At 40.6% G+C, this 21,364-nt stretch carries 23 protein-coding genes; 15 read left to right on the top strand and 8 right to left on the bottom strand.

Going from position 1 to position 21,364, the window contains the following annotated elements; genetic code table 11:
• Positions 1 to 229: 229 nt before the first annotated feature.
• The gene (norV, locus tag OCU78_RS21720; RefSeq protein WP_137371735.1) at positions 230 to 1,744 is read left to right on the top strand and encodes an anaerobic nitric oxide reductase flavorubredoxin; all 1,515 of its coding nucleotides are present in this window, start codon (positions 230 to 232) and stop codon (positions 1,742 to 1,744) included.
• Between the two features lies 1 nt (position 1,745).
• Positions 1,746 to 2,900 carry an NADH:flavorubredoxin reductase NorW gene (gene norW, locus OCU78_RS21725; protein ID WP_137371736.1) on the top strand — a complete coding sequence of 385 codons (1,155 nt, stop codon included), beginning with the start codon at positions 1,746 to 1,748 and terminating at the stop codon, positions 2,898 to 2,900.
• 185 nt (positions 2,901 to 3,085) lie between these two features.
• Here norW and OCU78_RS21730 read toward each other — a convergent pair whose 3' ends face one another.
• From OCU78_RS21730 to OCU78_RS21745, 4 genes are all read right to left on the bottom strand, one after another.
• Positions 3,086 to 3,502, bottom strand: a complete 417-nt coding sequence (locus OCU78_RS21730) for a hypothetical protein (protein ID WP_240701680.1) — start codon at positions 3,500 to 3,502, stop codon at positions 3,086 to 3,088.
• 211 nt (positions 3,503 to 3,713) lie between these two features.
• Positions 3,714 to 4,940 carry a sodium/glutamate symporter gene (gene gltS / locus OCU78_RS21735; protein ID WP_137371738.1) on the bottom strand — a complete coding sequence of 409 codons (1,227 nt, stop codon included), beginning with the start codon at positions 4,938 to 4,940 and terminating at the stop codon, positions 3,714 to 3,716.
• 308 nt (positions 4,941 to 5,248) lie between these two features.
• Positions 5,249 to 5,605, bottom strand: coding sequence for a YibL family ribosome-associated protein (locus tag OCU78_RS21740; RefSeq protein WP_137371739.1), 357 nt, complete (start codon positions 5,603 to 5,605; stop codon positions 5,249 to 5,251).
• A gap of 106 nt (positions 5,606 to 5,711) precedes the next feature.
• A complete protein-coding gene (locus tag OCU78_RS21745; protein ID WP_137371740.1) occupies positions 5,712 to 6,425 on the bottom strand; it encodes a CatB-related O-acetyltransferase in 714 nt (237 codons plus the stop codon).
• 251 nt (positions 6,426 to 6,676) lie between these two features.
• Between OCU78_RS21745 and OCU78_RS21750 the strand changes: the two genes are divergently transcribed.
• On the top strand, positions 6,677 to 7,498 hold the full coding sequence (locus OCU78_RS21750; protein WP_137371741.1) for a DUF4344 domain-containing metallopeptidase: 822 nt from the start codon (positions 6,677 to 6,679) through the stop codon (positions 7,496 to 7,498).
• 298 nt (positions 7,499 to 7,796) lie between these two features.
• Positions 7,797 to 9,458 carry a methyl-accepting chemotaxis protein gene (locus tag OCU78_RS21755; RefSeq protein ID WP_137371742.1) on the top strand — a complete coding sequence of 554 codons (1,662 nt, stop codon included), beginning with the start codon at positions 7,797 to 7,799 and terminating at the stop codon, positions 9,456 to 9,458.
• 205 nt (positions 9,459 to 9,663) lie between these two features.
• On the opposite strand, the gene OCU78_RS21760 is transcribed toward OCU78_RS21755, so the two are convergent.
• The 4 genes from OCU78_RS21760 to OCU78_RS21775 form a co-directional block, all read right to left on the bottom strand.
• Positions 9,664 to 10,050: a tautomerase family protein gene (locus OCU78_RS21760; RefSeq protein WP_137371743.1), complete on the bottom strand. Its 387-nt coding sequence runs from the start codon at positions 10,048 to 10,050 to the stop codon at positions 9,664 to 9,666.
• Positions 10,051 to 10,083: 33 nt separating this feature from the next.
• Positions 10,084 to 10,497 carry a GFA family protein gene (locus OCU78_RS21765; RefSeq protein WP_137371744.1) on the bottom strand — a complete coding sequence of 138 codons (414 nt, stop codon included), beginning with the start codon at positions 10,495 to 10,497 and terminating at the stop codon, positions 10,084 to 10,086.
• A 73-nt stretch (positions 10,498 to 10,570) separates the two neighbouring features.
• Entirely contained in the window at positions 10,571 to 11,089 is a 519-nt protein-coding gene (locus OCU78_RS21770) for a DUF2867 domain-containing protein (protein ID WP_290347254.1), read from the bottom strand.
• A gap of 166 nt (positions 11,090 to 11,255) precedes the next feature.
• A complete protein-coding gene (locus OCU78_RS21775; RefSeq protein ID WP_137371745.1) occupies positions 11,256 to 11,498 on the bottom strand; it encodes a Rho-binding antiterminator in 243 nt (80 codons plus the stop codon).
• A 127-nt stretch (positions 11,499 to 11,625) separates the two neighbouring features.
• On the opposite strand from OCU78_RS21775, the gene OCU78_RS21780 reads away from it, so the two are divergent.
• From OCU78_RS21780 to OCU78_RS21830, 11 genes are all read left to right on the top strand, one after another.
• Entirely contained in the window at positions 11,626 to 12,285 is a 660-nt protein-coding gene (locus OCU78_RS21780) for an LON peptidase substrate-binding domain-containing protein (RefSeq protein WP_137371746.1), read from the top strand.
• 69 nt (positions 12,286 to 12,354) lie between these two features.
• Positions 12,355 to 12,981, top strand: a complete 627-nt coding sequence (locus OCU78_RS21785) for a sigma-70 family RNA polymerase sigma factor (protein ID WP_137371747.1) — start codon at positions 12,355 to 12,357, stop codon at positions 12,979 to 12,981.
• Positions 12,974 to 13,735, top strand: a complete 762-nt coding sequence (locus OCU78_RS21790) for a ChrR family anti-sigma-E factor (RefSeq protein ID WP_137371748.1) — start codon at positions 12,974 to 12,976, stop codon at positions 13,733 to 13,735. The genes OCU78_RS21785 and OCU78_RS21790 overlap by 8 nt, the downstream gene beginning before the upstream one ends.
• An 82-nt stretch (positions 13,736 to 13,817) precedes the next feature.
• Complete coding sequence (locus tag OCU78_RS21795) at positions 13,818 to 14,765, top strand: YbgA family protein (RefSeq protein ID WP_137371749.1); 948 nt, start codon at positions 13,818 to 13,820, stop codon at positions 14,763 to 14,765.
• Entirely contained in the window at positions 14,762 to 16,216 is a 1,455-nt protein-coding gene (gene phrB, locus OCU78_RS21800; RefSeq protein ID WP_137371750.1) for a deoxyribodipyrimidine photo-lyase, read from the top strand. Before OCU78_RS21795 ends, phrB begins: the two co-directional genes overlap by 4 nt.
• Positions 16,217 to 16,272: 56 nt before the next feature.
• Positions 16,273 to 16,707 (top strand): nuclear transport factor 2 family protein, encoded by a 435-nt coding sequence (locus OCU78_RS21805; RefSeq protein ID WP_137371751.1) that lies wholly within the window; start codon positions 16,273 to 16,275, stop codon positions 16,705 to 16,707.
• Complete coding sequence (locus OCU78_RS21810; protein ID WP_137371752.1) at positions 16,707 to 17,429, top strand: SDR family NAD(P)-dependent oxidoreductase; 723 nt, start codon at positions 16,707 to 16,709, stop codon at positions 17,427 to 17,429. Before OCU78_RS21805 ends, OCU78_RS21810 begins: the two co-directional genes overlap by 1 nt.
• Positions 17,430 to 17,432: 3 nt before the next feature.
• Positions 17,433 to 18,698 (top strand): NAD(P)/FAD-dependent oxidoreductase, encoded by a 1,266-nt coding sequence (locus OCU78_RS21815; RefSeq protein WP_137371753.1) that lies wholly within the window; start codon positions 17,433 to 17,435, stop codon positions 18,696 to 18,698.
• Positions 18,695 to 19,516 carry a DUF1365 domain-containing protein gene (locus tag OCU78_RS21820; RefSeq protein ID WP_137371754.1) on the top strand — a complete coding sequence of 274 codons (822 nt, stop codon included), beginning with the start codon at positions 18,695 to 18,697 and terminating at the stop codon, positions 19,514 to 19,516. The genes OCU78_RS21815 and OCU78_RS21820 overlap by 4 nt, the downstream gene beginning before the upstream one ends.
• Positions 19,517 to 19,671: 155 nt before the next feature.
• Positions 19,672 to 20,535, top strand: coding sequence for a LysR family transcriptional regulator (locus tag OCU78_RS21825; RefSeq protein WP_137371755.1), 864 nt, complete (start codon positions 19,672 to 19,674; stop codon positions 20,533 to 20,535).
• A 30-nt stretch (positions 20,536 to 20,565) separates the two neighbouring features.
• Positions 20,566 to 21,300: a hypothetical protein gene (locus tag OCU78_RS21830; protein WP_137371756.1), complete on the top strand. Its 735-nt coding sequence runs from the start codon at positions 20,566 to 20,568 to the stop codon at positions 21,298 to 21,300.
• Positions 21,301 to 21,364 lie beyond the last annotated feature (64 nt).

Raw genomic sequence — 21,364 nt, forward strand, 5'->3', positions numbered from 1 at the left:
TATCCTCTTATCCTCTTATCCTCTTATCCTCTTATCCTCTTATCCTCTAGATAGAATACACTCTGATTAAAAAGACACAATTATGTTAATTAGACCTAACAAATGCAAGTGTCATATTGACTCGTAAATTTAAATTTAAAAATAATAAACCAACAAAACCAATAATATAAAAACATGGCACAACTAGTGCAATGATGACCTTAGATAACATTAATAAGGTATTATCATTATGACTATTCACGTTAAAGGCAATGTTCACTGGGTTGGTATTCACGATTGGGAAACTGAACACTTCCATGGGAAGGAATATCACATGAACAAAGGTACCAGCTATAACTCGTACCTTATCCGTGAAGAGAAGACGGTTCTTGTCGATACTGTTGACCACCGCTTTACCGACCAATTCTTAGCAAACCTAGAAATGGAAATCGACCTCAATGAGATTGATTACATAATTTGCCAACATGCAGAAGAAGATCATTCAGGTGCTCTCTCCGCTTTACTTGAAAAGATCCCAAATACACCTATCTATTGTACTGAGGCTGGGGTGAATTCCATCATTGGTCACCACCACAAACCTGACTGGAATTTTAGAACCGTAAAAACAGGCGACGCGCTCGATATTGGTAATGGTAAACAGCTTATTTTTGTTGAGATGAAAATGCTGCATTGGCCGGATTCGATGGCAACTTACTTAACCAGCGACGAAGTGCTTTTCAGTAACGATGCTTTTGGTCAGCATTACTGTGATGAAAACCTATTTAATGACCAACTGGACCAAGTCGAACTTCATGATCAGTGTCTCCGATATTTCTCAAATATCCTGACCCCTTTCGCTCCTCTTGTGAAAGCCAAGATAGAAGAAGTATTAAGCCTTGGTGTACCTATTGACGTTATTGCCACTTCACATGGCTGTATATGGCGTGATAACGCGACCCAAATTGTCGAGCAGTATTACGAGTGGTCTAAAGCTTATAAAGAAGATCGTATTACGATTGTCTACGACACCATGTCTAACAACACTCGAATGATGGCTGATGCCATCGCAAAAGGTATTCGTAAAAGCAGCCCAGAAACAGCAATTAAAGTTTTTAATATTTCTAAGCACGACAAAAACGACATTCTCGCTAATATCTTCCGTTCAAAGGGCGTGTTAGTTGGCTCTTCAACCATGAATAACGTAATGATGCCGCAAATCGCCGCGTTATTGGAAGAGATGCACGGTCTACGCTTTGCTGAAAAACGAGCGGCGGCATTTGGGTCGTCTGGTTGGACTGGTGGCGCAGTAAAGCGCATTGATGCACGCCTTCGTGAAGCCAATTTTGAAGTTAGCCCTGCGCAGCACATTCATTGGAAACCCGATACAGACGCACTACGACAGTGCATCGACTACGGAATGACACTCGCGGATGTATGGCGAGTAGATGCTGATGAAGTATGCCAACCAAAGCAAGTTGAGCGCAAGAAAGCTCAAATTGTAGAATCGGGAACAAGTACTAAGCAGAACGCTGAGAGTAGCGTTTGCAATTCAGATTTAGAGATGGAAGTTAAGACTGAAGTTGAGCAACCAAACCATAACTCAGACTGCACTTGTTGGCGCTGCACGGTTTGCGAATGGATCTATGACCCTCAACTTGGGGAGCCAAATCAAGATGTAGAACCCGGGACACCTTGGGCACAAGTACCAGACTATTTCCTTTGCCCTGAATGTAGTTTGGGTAAAGAAGTGTTTGTAGAGGTGTAGTATGCAACCAATTATCATTGTAGGCGGCGGTTTTGCTGCACTTCAAACTATAAAAATGCTACGAAAAGTCGATGCTCAAGTGGCGATAGAAATCTTTACTGCGGATAATGGTACTGAATACAATAAGCCAAGTCTTTCTCATGTATTCAGTAAGAATCAAAGTGTGAAGGACCTTACTCTAAATAGTGCAGCAGCATTGGCAGAGCAATACAATATCGTCATTCACACCCACACTCATGTGGAAAGCATTAACGCCGAAGCGCAATACATAGAAGCAAGTGGCAAACGTCATTACTACTCAAAACTAGTGCTAGCGACGGGAGCGCGTACTTTTGTCCCACCAGTAAAAGGGCTGGACCATAGTAAAGTGCTCACGCTAAACAGCCTAGACGAGTTTCATCAATCCAAATCTCGCATTGATGCTGCAAAACGAATAGCCATTATTGGGGGTGGTTTAATTGGGGTTGAGTTAGCACTTGATCTACAAGTCGCGGGAAAAGAAGTCACAATATTCGAGCCGGCTTCCGACTTGTTGCCGAACCTTTTGCCTAGGTTTGTTTCTGCTGAATTAGAACGGGAACTCATCAAAAGTGGCGTGCAAGTTATGACGAACACGGCGATCATAGAAGCTAAGCATAATGAAACTGAACTTGTATTAAATGCCTCTTCTTCTGTATCCGCTCGACTCGCCAATATCGAAGTAGATGAAGTGATCGCCGCTGCTGGTCTGCGTCCAAATATAGAGCTTGCAGTACAGGCGGGAATCGATGTTAATCAAGGCATTGTGGTTGATTCAACACTTTCTAGTAGCATTAGTAATATCTTTGCGATTGGAGACTGCGCGGAAATTGAAGGGCGAGTGATGGCTTACCTACAACCTGCCATTTTGTCAGCAAACGTACTTGCTAAACAACTGACCAGTTCTGAAGGTAACTTAGCTTTACCATCGATGCTAACCAAAGTGAAAACGCCGAGTTATCCTATCCAATTGTCAGGAAAGAACATTCACACTGCAACACGCTGGGAAGCGAAATTTACCCAAAATGGCATAGTAGCTAAAGCATTTAACGATGCGAATAGCTTCGTTGGGTTCGTTGTCACTGGCAACCATTCCAAGGCTGCATTCCCGCTATTACGTGAACTGCAATTGGCTTAGCCATTATAGAGGAGGTTGAGATTGTGGAATAACACATCTCATCCTTATTGCTTATTTCTTATTGCTTATTGCTCGCTCAGTTCATTCACCGAACGGGGATTTAATTCTAATAAAAATTTGGCTGCCTCTATTTACATAAAATAAATAGAGCAGCCTAAACCTAACTCAAGAAGGGCCTATAAGAGTTAGAAATTGATACCAGCACCAACGTAAACATTGTCACTGTTTTTAAAATCTTCAGAAGCTTCTTTATAACCAGCTCGCAGCGTTATCGCATTGTATCTATAACCCACCTCAGCACCGTACACAAAAGCAGCATTAACATTGCCACTGAAATAGTGAAAACCGCCAATTGGTGCAATATAGAAGTCACCATGAGGAAAGGATGGTTTTATGTTAATCCCAAGCGAGTGCATGTCGTTACTGTATTGGGCATATTCCCATTCATAACCGAAATCTAACTCCGGACTGGCTTTGAAATAAAATCCATACTGTAATGCGTACTTAGAATCATTCGTAAGGTAATCAGCACCAAAATACAAATTTGGTTCAGCGAAGCTTATGCTTGGAAATAACGCTAAAAAACACAAAAACTTCTTCATCACTTGTCTCGCAATCATTTATAAATTGACTTATTTATGGCTGCAAAAATAGCACGATTTTCAAACGAGAAGTGTAAGTGCCTGTAAGCAAGTACATTCAATATGAAAGAAATACTGCCCATAAAAAAAGCCAGAAGCTAATGCTACTGGCTTTTTAAAGCGAACTGCACCTCAACAAAAGGAGCCGTCATATCCGGTCTAAAACCTAAGGCTATCCAATAAAGGAAATGTATCCTTGCAGAATAATCAAGTTAACAATATCAATAAAGAAAGCACCAACAATTGGAACGACCATAAAGGCTTGAGGTGATGGACCAAAGCGATTCACAAGTGAACCCATATTCATCACGGCAGTAGGTGTTGCCCCTAAGCCGAAACCACAGTGCCCACCAGCCATTACCGCAGCATCATAATTTGAGCCCATAACTTTGAACGTCACAAAGTACGAGAAGATACCTAAAACCACAGCCTGCACCGCTAAGATGGCAAGGAATGGAATCGCAAGGTCAAAAATATTCCACAGTTTTAAGCTCATTAAAGCCATTGCTAAGAATAACGACAGTGAAACCGTGCCAAGAATATCGACAGTCTCACTGTCTGTTTTATGAATCTTAGTGACTTCGAATACATTCGTAATAAACACACCAATAAACAGCGCGTAAACGAAATCAGGGATCATCAACCAAGTAATTTCAAATGTACTTACCCACTGCTCTAAATAACGAGCACCCGTAATACAGATAAGAAGAATAAACAGCACTTCAATAACCTTCTTCGCCGTGACTTTGTCTTCTTCATATTCGTTGTAAGTGACAAGTTCCGGGAAGCGTTCGTGAGTATGAGTACCCGTGCCATATTCCGATTCTAGGTTATTCTTATTGATAAGCTTTTGAGCCACAGGGCTACCGATGATGCCACCAATGATCAAACCAAAGGTTGCCGATGCCATTGCGATTTCCAAGGTATTGGCAATGCCATACGTGTCGGAAAAAGTTTGTGACCAAGCAGCGCCCGTTCCGTGACCACCAGAAAGCGTTATCGAACCAGCGATAAGCCCCATTAATGGATCTAAACCTAGAGCAGTCGCGAGCGTTACACCCACACCGTTTTGAATGATGATATAGACCGAAGCAACACCTAAAAATAGGAATACTTTTGCTCCACCTTTCATCAGCTGAGTATAGTTAGCCGCTAAACCTACTGTCGCGAAAAACATCAACATGAAAGTCTTTTGTAAAGGTAGAGAAAACTCTAGATCAATACCGTTAAAATGAAGACCTGTGATAGCAAAAGCAACAATCAACCCACCAACAATGGGTTCAGGGATATTGTATTTTTTAAGTACTGGAAGCTTTGCGTTCACAAAATGACCTAGAAACAACACACTAATCGCGATTAGGAAAGATTCTAGTGGCCCTATTGAAATTAAATTATTCATATAACCTCTATATTTTTTACGTTCTCATCTTCCCTAATGAGTTCAATTTGTCAGTTACTGGTTTATGTTCTGCCTGTATGCAAGTGGATAAGATAATCATGGTTAAAAAAAGAAACTAATTTACTTAGCAGGTCAAAGCCTATGTTAGTAGCAAGTTAAGTTTTCTAAAAAACAAAAGATTTTGTGATTACAATCAAACCTGTGATTTGAATTAAGCGTAACTAATGTCATCACAAAGTAACGTTTCTAACCCGTGAAAAAGCAAAAAGGAGCTATCACTAGCTCCTTTTTCATTACCGTATCGGTAATTAGAATTTTTTCGGGGCAAACCCTGTCATCACTTCAAGGCGAAGCTCTTTACCCACTTTAGTCATTGGGTGAACAACCACTAATCCTTTAACTGACTTTTTCAGTTTACCCATATCCGCTTGCTCAGCTTTCGTAATTTCACGACGAAATGGCATATCAACCAGAGCTTTACGTTCCTGGTTAACATCGTAGCTTTGCTTATGTTTAAGCTGTGCAATTTTCTTCGTTAACTTTTTGATTTCATCTTCAAATTGATTAACGACAGGACGATCATTACGAGCCTTAGCAGCCGCTAACTTGTGGCGACACTTGTCTAGACGGTTGTTAATTTGTTGAAGTTCGTTTGTACCACTCATAATAATTTCCTAAATTTAGCAAGCCAATGCGGATTGGGGCGCGGAGTATAGCATAAATGCACGCCACTACAGAAATTTATATTCCTGCTTGCAAGACTCCCTTTTCCTATTGTTTGTCATTCATCTGGTAGGCTATCAAAGCCGACTTTAATGATTCGATATCTGATCCACAAAGATGCCTTTTCAGCGCTTCAAATTTATCAGCAGGCCAATCATAAATACCCATTTCCATGAGCGTTTGAATGGTCTCTTTATCAAACCTAAACTTCAATAATGTGGCAGGAGAGCCGCCTACAACAGCATAAGGCGGTACATCTTTCGTCACCACACTATTAGCCGCAATAATCGCACCTTCACCAATAGTGACACCTGGCATAACCATCGCTCGCATGCCTATCCACACCCCATCATGAATATGAGTATCACCTTTGCCTTGGTAGGCTTCGTCAATGAAATCCATAAACGGATACAAACAAAACCAATCCGCACGGTGCGTGTGGTTGCCTCCCATCAGGATAACGGCTTCAGCACCAATACAGACATAGTCACCAATGTACAACTGATCTATTGCCCAGCGCGGCTCGCGGTCTTTAGTCAACCAATCACCATGTAAATATCGAACAACCGAGTCTTCAAACCCATTATCCCAACAATCGCTGTAATAACTGTGAGTACCTTTGAGATGAATATTAGGGTTTTTCACAACGTCATGAAGTAACTGAAATTGAGACCAATGCTTTCGCGTTGGTACCGTGCTTGAATCGGCTTCTGGTTTAGACTGAACCGGGTGATTCTGATGAATCGAAGTATTTTGAGTCATGTGAGATTCTCTTGTTAGCAATAAATATCGGCTACAGAATCAAACTGCAGCGCTACTTGTAAAATTAATCAAGTAGCCCGCTAATGAACCCAAGGTTGGACAAGGTAAGCAATAAATAACATCTTTTACTCAACTATCGAATTTGTCATTATTATCTAAACTATAACTATGCCGTATCGCTTATATGTCAATATTCAGTAAAGACATACGAGAAAGCCATGCTAAATTGCTCAATAAAATAAGAGAGAAATATGAGAACACTATGGCTCACAGGGATAAGTTGTCTAATATGTACACCTTTACAGGCTGCGTTCAAAAGTGCTCCTGAAAGCACACGCGATTCTCAAAACGCCGCTGATGCAAAAAAAAGCGTCATCGTTGAATATTTGCCTTCGCAAGATAACTTTGAAGCATCTCTGAAATCTGAAATCGAACAAAGTGGAATCAACAGCACGCTCATTGACCTCTCCGAACAATTATTCCCTTTTAATAACACTCTGATACTGCAATACGGTACTGATGAAGGTCCGATGTATGATCCAGAAACTCATACCATTCATATTCCATACTCTTTCTACGCCGAATCTATCGATTACTTTACAAAGAACAAGTACAACGAAAAATACAATAAACCCGCTAAATTGGGGGCAATAGATACCCTCTTACATACGCTACTTCATGAAGCTGGACATGCGTATATTGAAGACCAAAACATTCCGATATTAGGCAAAGAAGAAGACGCCGTAGACAACTTCGCCACCATCATATTGCTGAACTATATTGAAGATGGAGATGATGCGGCCATTAGTGCTGCTGATATGTTTGCTTTTGAGTCAGACGATAGACCCGATTATTACGACTTTGGCGAATACATTGATGAGCATAGTTTTGACTTACAACGCTACTTTTCAACGTTGTGTCTCGTTTACGGCAGTGACCCTGAAAAGCATGCCAATTTACTGAACGAAGTTGAGAACAACTACTTAAGTGACCGAAAAGATTTTTGTATATTTAATTACGACACTATCAGTCAAAACTGGGGAGAGTATTTAAATTCGCAAAATAAACAATAACCCAAACAAACCACACAATTTAAAGTGGTTAATTAGTTAAATACCACCCAAACACTTAATTTAAAAGAATAATGGTTGGCTAGATAGGTTTTTCTTTTAAGCTTTTTATTTATATAAAGATTAATAAAATAAAGAAAAAGTTATTACTAGCCAACACTTAACACTGTAAATACATGTAACAACATACAAACAACGAGTTGTTCACATTTCATTTTATAATTTCCAAGTAAGCTCACTATATAACTATTAAAATTATAAGGTTAGTGAACACTGCCTATAGCTCAATTAGGAAAACAAGATGAGTATTACCATTCGCAAGCGACTTTATATCCTGTCCATATTCCCATTGCTTATTATCACTATTGGCATGATGACTTTGAGCTATATGGAGCTGAATAACCTCAACACTAAACAAATTCAAACCACTCATGAAAGTATGATGGAAATTAAAAAGACGGAGCTTAAATCTTATGTTGATATAGCAAAAACCGCTCTTAACCCTATCATTGCAAACAATGGCACAAGAGAAGATGCCATCAATACACTTAAAGAAATTAACTTTGGTGAAAATGGATACATCTTTGGCTATACATCAAAAGGTGTCCGCGTTCTTCAGGGGCAATCAGACGCAGGGATCGGTAAAAACTTCTTTAATCTACAAGACAAGAAAGGCAATTACCTGATTCAAGATCTCCTGAAGAATTCAAAAGTAAACAAATTCACAACCTATTACTTCCCCAAGCCGAACCAAACCATCCCACAACCTAAACTGAGTTATTCGGTATTTTTTCCACAGTGGGACATGATGATCGGAACGGGCTTTTATACTGACGATGTAGACAGCACCATCGCCATTATGGATAAACAATCAAAAGACATTGCAGACAAAAGCCTAGTGACTATTGGTCTGTTTTGTTTAGCAATCACTGCGATTGTAGTGATTTTTGCTATGTACATTAACCGCAGTATCATGCGCCCACTTGAACAGTTTGATGATTCAATCCGCGCCTTTGCAAGTGGTGATGCCGACTTAACCGCTCGCATGGATATTTCATCGGTCCCAGAATTTAAAACACTCACTACTAACTTCAATATCTTTGTTGCAAGCCTACAAGACATCATTGGAAAAGTAAGTTTGGTCAGCCAACAAGTCGTAGATGAAACCAACAACATGTCTAGCAGAGCCACTCAGGTGGATGAACTGGCTTCAGGTCAACAACTCGAAACCGACCAAGTTGCTACTGCAATGACAGAAATGACCTCGACTGCTCACGAAATATCCAACAATGCAAATCAAGCTGCAGATTCAGCAAAAAATGCTGAAGACAACGTGAATGAAGCGAATGAGATTGTCTCTTCTGCAGTTCATTCTGTGCAAGATTTAGCTTCTGAGGTTGCCCAAGCGAGTGAAGTCATTTCTAAACTAGAAGGTGATGTGAGAAATATTTCATCTTCACTTGAAGTGATCCAAGATATTGCCGAGCAAACAAACCTGCTTGCGTTAAATGCAGCTATTGAAGCAGCTAGGGCGGGCGAACAAGGTCGCGGCTTCGCCGTTGTAGCAGATGAGGTAAGAAAACTGGCAAGCCGGACTCAAGAAAGTACTGGTGAGATTCACCAAATGATTGAACAGCTAAAATCGGCTTCTGATAATGCAGTAAAAGCGATGGATACCAGCCAGTCTAGAAGTAATAGCGCGGTTACCGAAGCAAACTCAGCGAAAGAAGCACTTGAAAAAATCAAAGGTTCTATTGATATCATCATGGATATGAACTCTTTAATAGCAACCGCAACTCAAGAACAAAGCCATGTGGGGCAAGAGATCTCACAACGTATTACTGTTATCTCAGACCAAAGTAACCAATCCGCTTCTTTGGCAAATGACAACCGAGTTGGCAGCCAAGACCTTAATGGTAAAGCGCACCAACTTCATGAGTTAGTCGATAGATTTACGGTGTAACTCAGTCAGTCTAAACCCGAGATATTCACTTTAAAGATCAAAAAAGGACAAGTAGTTTTCCATACTTGTCCTTTTTTTATTGCTTTAATTTGCTTGTTCAGCTTGCCCTTTACCTATCCAGTATGGCTCTTAACATTCCAGCTTGGCTACTAGAATTTCAGTATAGCTATTAGACTTTCAGCATAGCGATCAACATAGAGAAAGATTAGACATTCACCTTATATTTAAGGTCTTGAGCTTCATCACCTGTCATCCCTCTAAAGCCCCAGCAGTGTGAAGGTTGTTCTTTAATCGTGATCTCTATATCGATGGGTTTAATCCCAAGCTTGAGTTCAATCTCAGAAAAAATCCTCTTGATGAGTGCTTTCTTGGTGCGAACCGTTCGTCCTTCCATCATGTTTATTTCAATAACAGTGTACGCATCTGTGCGACCTTCTGGATAAAAGAAGTCATCTTTATCGAGTGGGACAAAGCGATGAGCTCGCTTATCATCGGGTAGGCCCATTTCACTGTTTAAGCAAAACTGCAAAATGTCTGACAACTGAAGTTTAATAGGGTTAAGTTGTGCCTTAATGCCGTAAATAACAATCATATTCATTCCTTGAGATGCTAAAGGTTTAAACAGTTAAGGTTGTTTATCAAAGATTTTAACGCCTTCAGGAAGGTCCACCCAACTCAGTTTTTCCGAAACCCAAACATGCGCAACCGGTTGGAAAATAGTGTCATGTTCAAAGCCGACTGGCTTCAGTTTTAATTTAAGGGTGGTTTGATCGTCTGGATTGTAGTGATAAACACGGTTGCCGCAATCAGGACAAAAAGCCGCGGTATTCCGATTACCGGAATCCGACATTCGGCTCCATTCTTTCAGCTTTCCTTGAAACTCAATATCACCTTGCGCCACAATCGCCGTGACACTAAATGGGCTGGTAGAGAGCTTTTGACACTCTTGACAATGACAAGCCAACACCATTTTCGGCTCAGCTTTAAGCTGGTAGGTCACTTGCCCGCACTGACAGGCTCCTTCGATAGGATAATCCATTCATCACTTCCTCAATTACGCACATTAAAATGGTATGACGCTTTCTTAAAAGCTCGCGACACACTTTATCTCCCTATGACAATATGGCATAAGGTAGCTGTTTTAGAGAGTTCGGAACGATGATTTTATGAACAGGACCTACAAAAAACATGTAGACCCGACCTAGCCTGTTGTTTACATGAACAACCGATGTTGCATGCACCTTTGCTTTATTTCCATTAGGTTCAATCGTAAAAGATAATTTCACATTAAGGTGCTTATCTCGGTCTTCAACAATGACTTCCGATGCTGATTTCGAATACAAAGAAAAGATACCAACTTTATCGCCGACCTGATAATCAGCCGCTGATTTCGTCCTATCGATCTCAGTCATACTGCCTAAATTTTTCAACCCAAACAGCCCAACGATTCTATTTCTCAAAGCCATTAACGTTGTGACCCATTTCGGTGTCGCTTGCATAAGGTCTATATAAACATCCATAGCGGATTGCCCATGGTATTGAATGTCGGTATGAAAAGAATCAGCAAAATAGGCGTCTTCTAGGTGTGAACGAATATCGGCATTATCAGGTAATTGATGCATCTCAGTCATGTTCTCCATATCATTGCTTCTATCAGAAGTATCCTTTTCGACTTTACCCATCCTTTGTATGAGAGAAAGCCTTATTCAATTTAAACGCCTGCAGTCTCAATTAAGCAACAGATTAACACTACGAGTTATGAAGCTAATTAAGCCTCTAAACATTCGAGTACTGGTCTTAGAATCTCACCATCTTAAACTTAGGGTTCTGAGTTAGCACTTCTAAGCTTAACAACTCATCTAATACCACTAACTTTGAACCTGAATCCAGATTAATCAAAATACACTCTTGCTTATCATCATCTCTTTTTGTGTCCATCGCAATGCCTTGAATACTTTCACCAGACTTTAGCGTTAATAAGATTTCATATTGATACAGACACACAATTTCAATGTAATCGTACTGGTTGCAACTGATCATAGTTCCTCCAACATTTATCATTTCTCTTAGCTTTACACTGTAAAACAAAAGAAAGCAGACAGCACTGATCGAGTGCGACCTGCAGTGCGTACTAACCAATAAGCGTACCTATTTAAAAGAGTGGCATATGCAGGAACCAACCTCAAAAAATACACAACAGGCAATGATAAGCACTAATCAACCTCCTCATTTACAACTGCAAGTTCAACATAATCTTGCGGTGTTCCCTTTGCCAATTTTTTTATTGCCAGAAGGCAGGCAGAGATTACGTATATTCGAGAAAAAATATCTATCAATGATAGCTAATGCTTCCAAGGGGGAAGGGTTTGTTATTGCACGTTCCGATAAACAACGAGATTACCAAGTCAGTTCATGGGGAATTAAAGTCGCCATTGTTGACTTCAACATGGGGGATGACAATATTCTTGAAGTGGATGTCGAAGGCATAGAGTTGGTGAAAATATCTAATTTCACCTATCAAGACGATGGTTTGTTGATAGGGAGTGCACTTGCGACTAACCATTGGTCTAGACTTGATAATAATGAACCAACACCAATACTATCCGCTTTTTTAGAAAAATTATTTCAAGAACATGAACTCATTCAATCACTGTATTCAAACACCAAGTTCGATGACCCTATCTGGGTTTGTTCTAGATTGATAGAGATACTGCCTATTTCACTCGGAAGAAAAGAAACCTTTCTTTCCCCCACAAGTTTTCCTTCATTAGTTGCGCTATTAAACGAGGTCGTATCAGGAAGTACCATGCAAAATGAAATAAGTTAAAAATAAAAGTGATCCATTTTAGTACTAGCGTCGTAATGATCTCTAAATTCGCTGAGTGGTTGGTTTAATATGGAAACAATCAGAACAACTGGGAAAGACAAGGAGCACGTCATCATCCCTGAATCGCAAGTCCCTACCGAGCTTTCAAGCTGGCTGGTTCTCGTTGCGAATAAGCGAGACAAACAAGCCTTCACTCAATTGTTTAAATTTTTCGCACCGAAGATCAAACGCTTTGGCATGACGAAACTGAACAATGAGGCTTCTGCCAACGAATTAGTTCAAGAAACAATGACCAATATTTGGAAAAAAGCGCACCTTTACAATGAAGATAAAGGTGCGGCGACTACTTGGGTATATACCGTAATGCGTAATGCGGCATTCGATATGCTACGAAAAGTGAAAGCTAAAGCCGAACAAAATGTGGCTGACGATATTTGGCCTATTGATGCAGCCTTAGCAGAAAGTCATGAAGAAGCCTCTCCTTTCGCTGACCATTTGATGTCACGCCATATGATGAGCCAAATCGATACACTCCCTCCTGCACAGAGAACTATTGTTAAGGGCGTGTACTTTCAAGAGCTATCTCAGGAGCAACTGGCACAACAGCTGGATGTTCCATTAGGTACGGTCAAGTCTCGTTTACGTCTAGCGCTTGCCAAGTTAAAGCAACAAATGGGAGACCAATACAATGATTAAACATCACCCCAACTTTAATGTACTTAAAGAATTTGTTGCTGGAACACTTCCAGATTCCATTTCACTGGTCGTCGCAAGCCATGTAGAAATGTGCGCCGAATGCCAAGCAACCGTTGAACTACTAACAGAGCAAGCAGCGCAAGCTTTATTCGAGCCACTCGAAGCGGCTCAGGAAAATGAAAATACCCTAGATGATGAAAGCAATGTGGATGTAGCTATCAACTTTGACGCTATTTTTTCACAAGGTAAAGGTGATGAGGTTGATAAGAATAATGACATGCTGAATCTTCTTGATTTAGACATGATCAACCAAATCACAGCCAATACAGATCTAGTCCAAACCACGTCCCCTACCGAAAACGTTGAAGTTGAGGTGGCTGGGCAGTCTTTCACTCTGCCAAGAGCACTACATTCGGTGGTACGGAAAGAGTGGTTAGGTCTAGGGAAAATTTCGCGAGCACGACTAGACTTTGAAGATGGATCACGCCATGCCAGCCTGCTGCATATCGCGGAAGGTGGGCAAGTGCCTTCACACACACATAAAGGATTCGAAATCACACTTCTGTTGCAAGGCAGCTTTGATGATGAGATGGGGCACTATTCGGCGGGTGATTTCGTTTGGTTAGATGGAAAACATACTCATAACCCAGTCACACAAGAAGGTTGCGTATGCTTAACTGTATCTAGCGACGCGCTCCACTTTACTAAAGGGGTCAGTCAATTATTTAACCCTCTTGGTAAATATATTTATTAATGATTACGTACTCAGTCGATTTGAAGTTCAAACCAATATAACAACTAAATTATGAATGACACTGGCTTGAGGGAGAGAAGCAATGGATAAGAAAATTAAAATAGGTATCAGTGCATGCGTCGCTGGGCAAAAAGTTCGCTTTGATACTGGTCATAAACGCTCACGTTTTTGTACTGAAGATCTCGCAGACTACGTTGAACTTGAACCAGTATGTCCTGAAATGGGCGTTGGTTTACCTACCCCGAGACCAACTATTCGTCAAACAAGACACCTTGATGATGTCATACATGTTTCTCGCCCAGATGGCACAGGAGACGTCACCCAAGAACTAATTGAATTTGGTCAGAAACATTCACAAAAAAGCCAGCACCTAGCCGGTTTCATCGTGTGCCAGAAAAGCCCAACATGCGGCATGGAACGAGTGAAAGTTTATCATCATCACGGGAGAGGATCTGAATCCACAGGTGTTGGTCTATTTACCCAACAGCTAATGGATGGAAATCCGCTACTTCCTATTGAAGAAAACGGAAGGTTGAATGACCCCGTGCTAAAAGAAAACTTCATGACTCGCGTGTTTACTTATTCTAAATGGTTGAACTTGGTAGATGAAGGGATCACCAAACATAAGCTCATTCAATTCCACAGTGCGCACAAATATTTGGTAATGAGTCATCACATAGCTGGATATAAAAAACTTGGCCAGCTGCTTGCTAACGCAGATCTTGATGTAGATACCATGGCCAATCAATACATCACAGGGTTAATGGAAGCGTTGTCTCACCACGCTAACCGAGGAAGCCATGCGAACACTTTGCAGCATCTCCAAGGCTACTTTAAAAAGCAACTAACTAGTATTCATAGACAAGAGCTTTCAACTCAAATTAATGATTTCCGAGAGGGGCTGATTCCATTGCTCGTACCACTCACGCTCATTAACCATTACCTGTTGGAATATCCAAACGAGTACTTACAGACACAAGTTTACTTAAACCCGCACCCTCAAGAACTCAAACTGAGATATGGCTATTGAACAACATACTTTGGGTAAGACGAGATCTAAGAACTCATGATAACCCTGCTCTGCTAGCCGCAATAGAAAATGGCGCAACATGCGCTGTTTTCATATCTACGCCAAAGCAATGGAATCAGCATCATCTTGCTCCCATGAAAGCCGATTTAATGTGTCGCCACTTACAACTGCTATCCGAACAATTGGATGAATTAGGTATAAAGTTTATACACATTACAGCCACTGACTTCGCAGACCAAGTCACCCAACTACAGGCATATTGTTCAAACAATAATGTCGAAAAAATCTTCGCCAATACAGAACCTGAATGCGATGAAGTAAAACGAGATCAGGCAGTGATTGAGCAAGGTTTACCATTGGAACTCTTCCAAAGCGATACCATTGTGCCTGTAGGAAAAGTACTCAATAAACAAGGCGAGATGTTTAAGGTATTCACGCCTTTCAAAAACGCCTGGTTAAAGCGCGTGCAGCAAACAGGAATTGAATGTAGCCCTTCTCCACCTAGTGATTCAACCTCAACTTTAGGTCCTGTAAGCAACCATTCAGATATTGATGGAAACAGTAAAGCGAATCACCATCTCGATATAAGTGCAGAGTCGAGTGGGAATTTCGATATAGGCTATCCTAGAGAATCTTCAGATCGTTGGCCACTTAGTGATACAGTCATAAAGCAGGTCATACCTGAATTCCTCGCGAACAAAGTGTCTAGTTATCACGACAGCAGAGATATTCCTTCAATCAAAGGAACATCCGGCTTATCCCCTTATCTCGCCATTGGTGCGATTAGCCCAAGGTGGCTGGCAATACAATTAATTCAGCAGAACCCTGAAGTATTGTTCGACACTCAACATTCGGCATTTTCATGGCTCAATGAATTAATCTGGAGAGATTTCTACAAGCACCTGTTGTTCCATTACCCACAGCTTGCCAAAGGAAGTAACTTCCAAACCAAATACGACGGTTTAATCTGGCACCCAGATCATCAAAACTTCAAAGCTTGGTGTGAAGGTAAAACAGGCTACCCTATTGTTGATGCTGCTATGAGACAACTCACCACCACAGGGTGGATGCATAATCGCCTAAGAATGATTGTTGCCAGCTTCCTAACCAAGCACTTACTCATCGACTGGAGATGGGGTGAACGTTTCTTTATATCTCATCTTATTGATGGTGATTTGAGCGCCAACAATGGCGGTTGGCAGTGGGCAGCAAGTACCGGTTGCGACGCTCAACCTTACTTCAGAATATTTAATCCGATAACTCAGAGCGAAAGATTTGATCCAAAAGGTATTTTCATTCGTAGATATCTACCAGAGCTTGCCGATCTGCCTGATAAAGATATTCACTTTCCTCATGACTATCTTAAAAAGCATCCAGATCAAGACCAGTATTGGGCACCAATAGTGGAGCACAAGCAAGCCAGGTTGAGAGCTCTAGCTTTCTTTAAATAGAAGCTTTCTTATAAATAAATGCCTGTGACGGCAAACAAGAGTTGAGAACGCTGGTTATGGATAATTCAGTTTGGTTACAGAATTTTTTAGTTGTATACCAAGAGCTTGGTACAACTGACTTTGATTCACTCAAGTCAGTTTATCACCCAGAGATTGAGTTCAAAGACCCAATGCACCGCGTTTATGGGTTACCAGCTTTGACCCACTATTTCGAGCAAATATACACAAAAGTAACGAGCTGTAATTTCATTATTGAACATACATTTGAATCAAAAAGTGGAGAAGCGGCTGTTTATTGGAGAATGACCTTTGTTCATAAGCAATTAAACGGTCAAGACCCGATAACCGTACATGGTCATTCTCATTTAAAAGAACAAGATGGCTTAGTTATCTTCCACCAAGACTACCTTGATGTGGGCGCCATGCTTTATGAGCATATTCCTTTGCTTGGATCTGCCGTCAAAGCCATCAAAAAAAGAGCGAGCCAATAATGCGTATTATGATCACAGGTGCTACATCTGGGATAGGGCACTCTCTAGCGCTGAGTTATGTAAATCAAGGTCATGATGTCATAGCATGTGGGCGCAGCCAGCCTAAATTAGATGCGCTGATGGAACAGCTACCTTCTCATGCCACCATCACGCCTTTATGCTTCGATCTTACCGACTATCACAACTACCCTTCTCTTGAGAATCAAGAACCTATTGATTTACTGATTCTCAATGCAGGGGACTGCGAATACATCGACGACCCGCTAAACTTTGACGCTCAAATGTTTGAACGTATTATCAATGTTAACTTGATATCCATTGGTTATGCTCTACAAGCTTGGCTTAAGCACCTAAAACCAGGAGGGCGCTTGGTTCTGGTTAGCTCCAGTGCGAGTTTACTGCCCTTGCCAAGAGCAGAAGCCTACGGTGCATCAAAAGCGGGATTAAGCTACTTAGGAAAAACACTGTCTGTGACGCTTACTCAGCACAATATTAACGTCACTCTGGTTCACCCTGGGTTTGTTGAAACCCCTCTCACCGATCGTAATACTTTCACAATGCCAATGCTGATAAGCAGCGAACAAGCGACTCACAGAATCATAAAAGGCATTGAACAAGGTAAAGCAGATATCAGCTTTCCGCGAAAGTTTATTTTCATCATGAAATGCCTACGATTTCTCCCAACGTCTCTCTGGCAAAAACTCGCAACAAGGATGGGTTAGCAAATGAAAAGAATCGCGATTATTGGATCTGGAATTTCAGGGCTAACTTGCGCCCATGTATTAGATGAACAGCATGATGTCACTGTATTTGAAAAGAATGACTATGTGGGTGGGCACACTGCAACTGTTGATATAGAACATAAAGGGCAAGCCTATTCTATTGATACTGGGTTCATTGTTTTTAATGACAGAACTTACCCAAACTTTAATCAGCTGCTTATTCAACTAGGGGTTGATCGCCAGCCTACAGAAATGAGTTTTAGTGTGCATAACACTACAACTAAGTTTGAATACAACGGACACGGTATCAACTCACTATTCGCTCAAAGACGTAACATCTTCAAACCCAAGTTTTGGAAGCTTATTTCTGAAATCATCAAATTTAATAAGCTATGTAAACAAGCCTATGAAGTGAATGACTTTCCTGAAAATGTCACGTTAGGTGATTTTCTAAAGTCTAATAGTTTTTCTGACTTTTTCAGCCAGCACTACATCTTGCCTATGGGCGCTGCAATTTGGTCAACTAGCTTGAATGAAATGGAGCAGTTTGAGCTCAAATTTTTCATTAAATTTTTCTACAACCACGGTCTACTAGACATTGTAAACCGCCCTCAGTGGTATGTTATTCCGAAAGGTTCGCGTTCTTATGTAGACGTAATTTTGTCACGATTAAGTAAACCGGTTCAGACAAATACCTCAATCAAAAAAGTGATTCGTGATGAACCCGAAAGCGAAAATCAAATCGTTATAGAATTTGAAAACGGTGAAAAACAAAACTTTGATGAAGTCATATTTGCGTGTCATTCAGATCAAGCACTGAGTTTACTTGAAGCCCCAACCTCCCAAGAGTATGAAGTATTAGGTGCGATTCCTTACAGCCGAAATGAAGTCATATTACATACCGATCTTAGTTTGCTTCCAGATAGAAAATTAGCTTGGGCAAGCTGGAATTATATGCTTGATGGGAACAGCCAACGCCCAGCCTGCGTGACCTACAACATGAATATCCTGCAAGGTATTCAAAGTGATGACACTTTCTGTGTCACGTTGAACCAAAGTGAAGCAATTGACCCAAGTAAGATAATCAGAAGCTACGTTTATCACCACCCGGTACTCAATACCACAACGGTTACAGCGCAGCACAAGCGTGAGCTAATTTGTGGCAAAAATGGCTGCCACTTTGCTGGTGCATACTGGTATAACGGCTTTCATGAAGACGGTGTACGCAGTGCTTTAGATGTGACTAAACGTTTTGGTCTCGGTTTATGAAAACGAATTCAGCACACTCTAGCTCGACACACTCTGACTCAGCACGTAGCGAAGATGAGTTCAGCGGCATCTATTGGGGCAATGTACGCCACCGCCGTTTCGGTGAGATTACCCATAAGTTCAGCTATCAACTGTTCATGATGGGTATTGATCTTGATGAGTTGGCTAAAACCTCATCGCGTAGCCTTGTTTTTGGGCTGAGGTGGTTTAACCCAATTCGATTTGTCGAATCCGACTACATTAGAAACGAGCCCGGCAATTTAAAAGATAGAATATCAGATAAAGTAAAACTATTGGGTGGTACTTGGGATACTTCAAACAGAGTGACAATGCTGGTTCAGTGCCGCTGCTTAGGGCTCTATTTTAGCCCTATAAATTGCTATTTTTGTTACGATTCAGCAGGAAAATGCCAGTATATGCTGGCAGAAGTCAGTAACACTCCTTGGCGGCAAAGGCACTATTACTTAATTGATATGGCGAAAGAGATGAAAGTAAAAAAGGACTTTCATGTGTCACCTTTCATGGATCTTAATATGATGTACCACTGGAAAATTAAACCGCCAGCGCATAGCACATTAGTCCATATTGAAAACCGAAAGCCCAATGACCAAAATATAGAACGCAAGGTATTCGATGCGACATTAGCCCTATCCAAAAGACCAATTTCGTCGCAAAGTTTATGGAATACTTTGCTTAGTATTCCTGCTATGACCTTCAAAATTGTGTTTGGTATTTACTATCAAGCCCTAAAACTCTTTATTAAAAAAGTCCCTTTCGTGGCACACCCTGAAACCAAAAGTGAGCCATCACAACGTTAGTTTTGAGACACAATAATCAATGTAATTTATGTCTCCAAGCCCCTCAACATCGAACACTATAATAAATAGTTATAGTGTCTATCTTTTAATCTCAATTTTTAGCCTATAATCTACACAAATACTGATGGTATAACGCGATTAAGGTTAACAGTCATTTGAACACCGATAAAATTAAAGCATTTGTGTACGCAGCTGAATGTGGCTCTTTTTCCGCAGCAGCCAAAAAACAAGGCAAAGCTCAGTCTTGGATTAGTAACGCCATCTCAGATTTAGAAATTGACCTAAATTTATCATTGTTCGATCGTAGTGGTTATAAACCAACTATTACTAACGAAGGTGCTGCCTTATTGTTTCATGCGAAGAACATGATCGCATCTGAAACGACGCTACTCAGCCATGCCCACCATTTATCTTCCGGCATTGAAGATCGGATTGTGCTTGCTATTGATGATTGGTTGATGACTAAAAAGATGCGCCAACTCATTGTCGATTTCCAACTAACATTCCCAACGGTTGAATTAGTGGTCAGGCAGTTAATGACTCAAGATATTGTTTACCTTATTGAGAAAAATGAAGTCGATGTAGGGCTCGCGACTGGACGCTGGTTCTTTGATAAAAGTATACGTTTTCAAACCATAGACTACATAGAAACCTGCTTAATTTGCTCCAAGGGTAATCCATTAACCAAAACACCTGTTGGGCATGCCGATTTGTTTGGTTTTAAACAAGTTTCACGCTCTAGTATCTATAACCTTGAACATAAATACATAGATTTACCGGATATCGAGAGAGTGAATGTTAGTGATATGGAGTCAGTGATCACCTTGGTTGAAAATGACATTGGCTGGGCAGTCATTCCAAAATCAGTCGCATTAGAAAATCAAGAACGAATCGATATCATTGAATCGGAAATCAGTGAAAAGGGGCACTTACTCAGAATTGAGCTTATCACCCCAGAGTTAAAGGCAAACGGAGTTGCAACGCAATGGCTTAAACGTCATTTGATTAATCATTACTAAATCGCCTTTAAAATTACGTCCTGGACTCCAATGCTAAATAAAACTCCAAAGTTAAAAAAATTGCTGGCTCTTAGCGCCTTACCTACCCTTATTGCATGTAACGATGTTGATGTTCAAAGCAAGGCTTCACTTCCAGAAAATAAACTAAGTGAAACCCAGATAGACAATAAACTAAAAGAGACTTATCAAGACGTTTCTGAACATTTAGGCATTGATTATGCGCACATTATTAGCATCTGCCACACCAATTACACCAATGCCATTGCTACGGATACAGCATACAATTTAAGTTGTCATTGGGACCCAACCACTGAAGATTTTTCTATCCATTATTCTGAGTTTGACGAACAAAATGAAGCCAATGCTCGTGGTGAGTTTTCAACCCTCAAACTCACCGTTAACCGCAGCCTTATAGAAGATAACCTAATCGGTATCGACGCTATGTTGTACTATCCAACCGGTTCAAAAATCAATGATGTCGAAAACTTGAATTTTGATATCACTGACGACTCAAAAAGCTGGAAAAATGCGCTTTCATATAGCTTTGATTTCGAGGCAATCTCGTCTGATAGCTCGTCTGTAATTAAAAGTACGAATGGTTCAACAACGAATGGGGTTCATATCTACAACCTTATCGATTCAGAACTGAAACGCTTTAGGATCTCTTCAGATGTTGAGTTGGCGAACAATCAAAAAATGATTAAAGATGAAATCGTCAATGATGTGCTTTTTTCAAACATCCATAACGCCATTGGTTATCTTTAACTCAAACGTAAATTAAAACTTATCATCCCATTTAGAATATCTACTTTAAGACTTTATAATATAC

Origin of the sequence: Vibrio gallaecicus, from assembly GCF_024347495.1 — a bacterium.
Classification (GTDB): Bacteria; Pseudomonadota; Gammaproteobacteria; order Enterobacterales; family Vibrionaceae; genus Vibrio; species Vibrio gallaecicus.

Excerpts from the sequence above, each read along its gene's own strand:
- OCU78_RS21730 (WP_240701680.1), bottom strand. The coding sequence starts at position 3,502 with ATGAAGAAGTTTTTGTGTTTTTTAGCGTTATTTCCAAGCATAAGCTTC.
- norW (WP_137371736.1), top strand. The coding sequence starts at position 1,746 with ATGCAACCAATTATCATTGTAGGCGGCGGTTTTGCTGCACTTCAAACT.
- OCU78_RS21750 (WP_137371741.1), top strand. The coding sequence starts at position 6,677 with ATGAGAACACTATGGCTCACAGGGATAAGTTGTCTAATATGTACACCT.
- OCU78_RS21765 (WP_137371744.1), bottom strand. The coding sequence starts at position 10,497 with ATGGATTATCCTATCGAAGGAGCCTGTCAGTGCGGGCAAGTGACCTAC.
- gltS (WP_137371738.1), bottom strand. The coding sequence starts at position 4,940 with ATGAATAATTTAATTTCAATAGGGCCACTAGAATCTTTCCTAATCGCG.
- OCU78_RS21810 (WP_137371752.1), top strand. The coding sequence starts at position 16,707 with ATGCGTATTATGATCACAGGTGCTACATCTGGGATAGGGCACTCTCTA.
- OCU78_RS21815 (WP_137371753.1), top strand. The coding sequence starts at position 17,433 with ATGAAAAGAATCGCGATTATTGGATCTGGAATTTCAGGGCTAACTTGC.
- OCU78_RS21795 (WP_137371749.1), top strand. The coding sequence starts at position 13,818 with ATGGATAAGAAAATTAAAATAGGTATCAGTGCATGCGTCGCTGGGCAA.
- OCU78_RS21820 (WP_137371754.1), top strand. The coding sequence starts at position 18,695 with ATGAAAACGAATTCAGCACACTCTAGCTCGACACACTCTGACTCAGCA.
- OCU78_RS21760 (WP_137371743.1), bottom strand. The coding sequence starts at position 10,050 with ATGATTGTTATTTACGGCATTAAGGCACAACTTAACCCTATTAAACTT.
- OCU78_RS21770 (WP_290347254.1), bottom strand. The coding sequence starts at position 11,089 with ATGACTGAGATGCATCAATTACCTGATAATGCCGATATTCGTTCACAC.
- OCU78_RS21785 (WP_137371747.1), top strand. The coding sequence starts at position 12,355 with ATGGAAACAATCAGAACAACTGGGAAAGACAAGGAGCACGTCATCATC.
- OCU78_RS21830 (WP_137371756.1), top strand. The coding sequence starts at position 20,566 with ATGCTAAATAAAACTCCAAAGTTAAAAAAATTGCTGGCTCTTAGCGCC.
- OCU78_RS21790 (WP_137371748.1), top strand. The coding sequence starts at position 12,974 with ATGATTAAACATCACCCCAACTTTAATGTACTTAAAGAATTTGTTGCT.
- OCU78_RS21775 (WP_137371745.1), bottom strand. The coding sequence starts at position 11,498 with ATGATCAGTTGCAACCAGTACGATTACATTGAAATTGTGTGTCTGTAT.
- OCU78_RS21780 (WP_137371746.1), top strand. The coding sequence starts at position 11,626 with ATGCAGGAACCAACCTCAAAAAATACACAACAGGCAATGATAAGCACT.
- OCU78_RS21740 (WP_137371739.1), bottom strand. The coding sequence starts at position 5,605 with ATGAGTGGTACAAACGAACTTCAACAAATTAACAACCGTCTAGACAAG.
- OCU78_RS21745 (WP_137371740.1), bottom strand. The coding sequence starts at position 6,425 with ATGACTCAAAATACTTCGATTCATCAGAATCACCCGGTTCAGTCTAAA.
- OCU78_RS21805 (WP_137371751.1), top strand. The coding sequence starts at position 16,273 with ATGGATAATTCAGTTTGGTTACAGAATTTTTTAGTTGTATACCAAGAG.
- OCU78_RS21755 (WP_137371742.1), top strand. The coding sequence starts at position 7,797 with ATGAGTATTACCATTCGCAAGCGACTTTATATCCTGTCCATATTCCCA.
- norV (WP_137371735.1), top strand. The coding sequence starts at position 230 with ATGACTATTCACGTTAAAGGCAATGTTCACTGGGTTGGTATTCACGAT.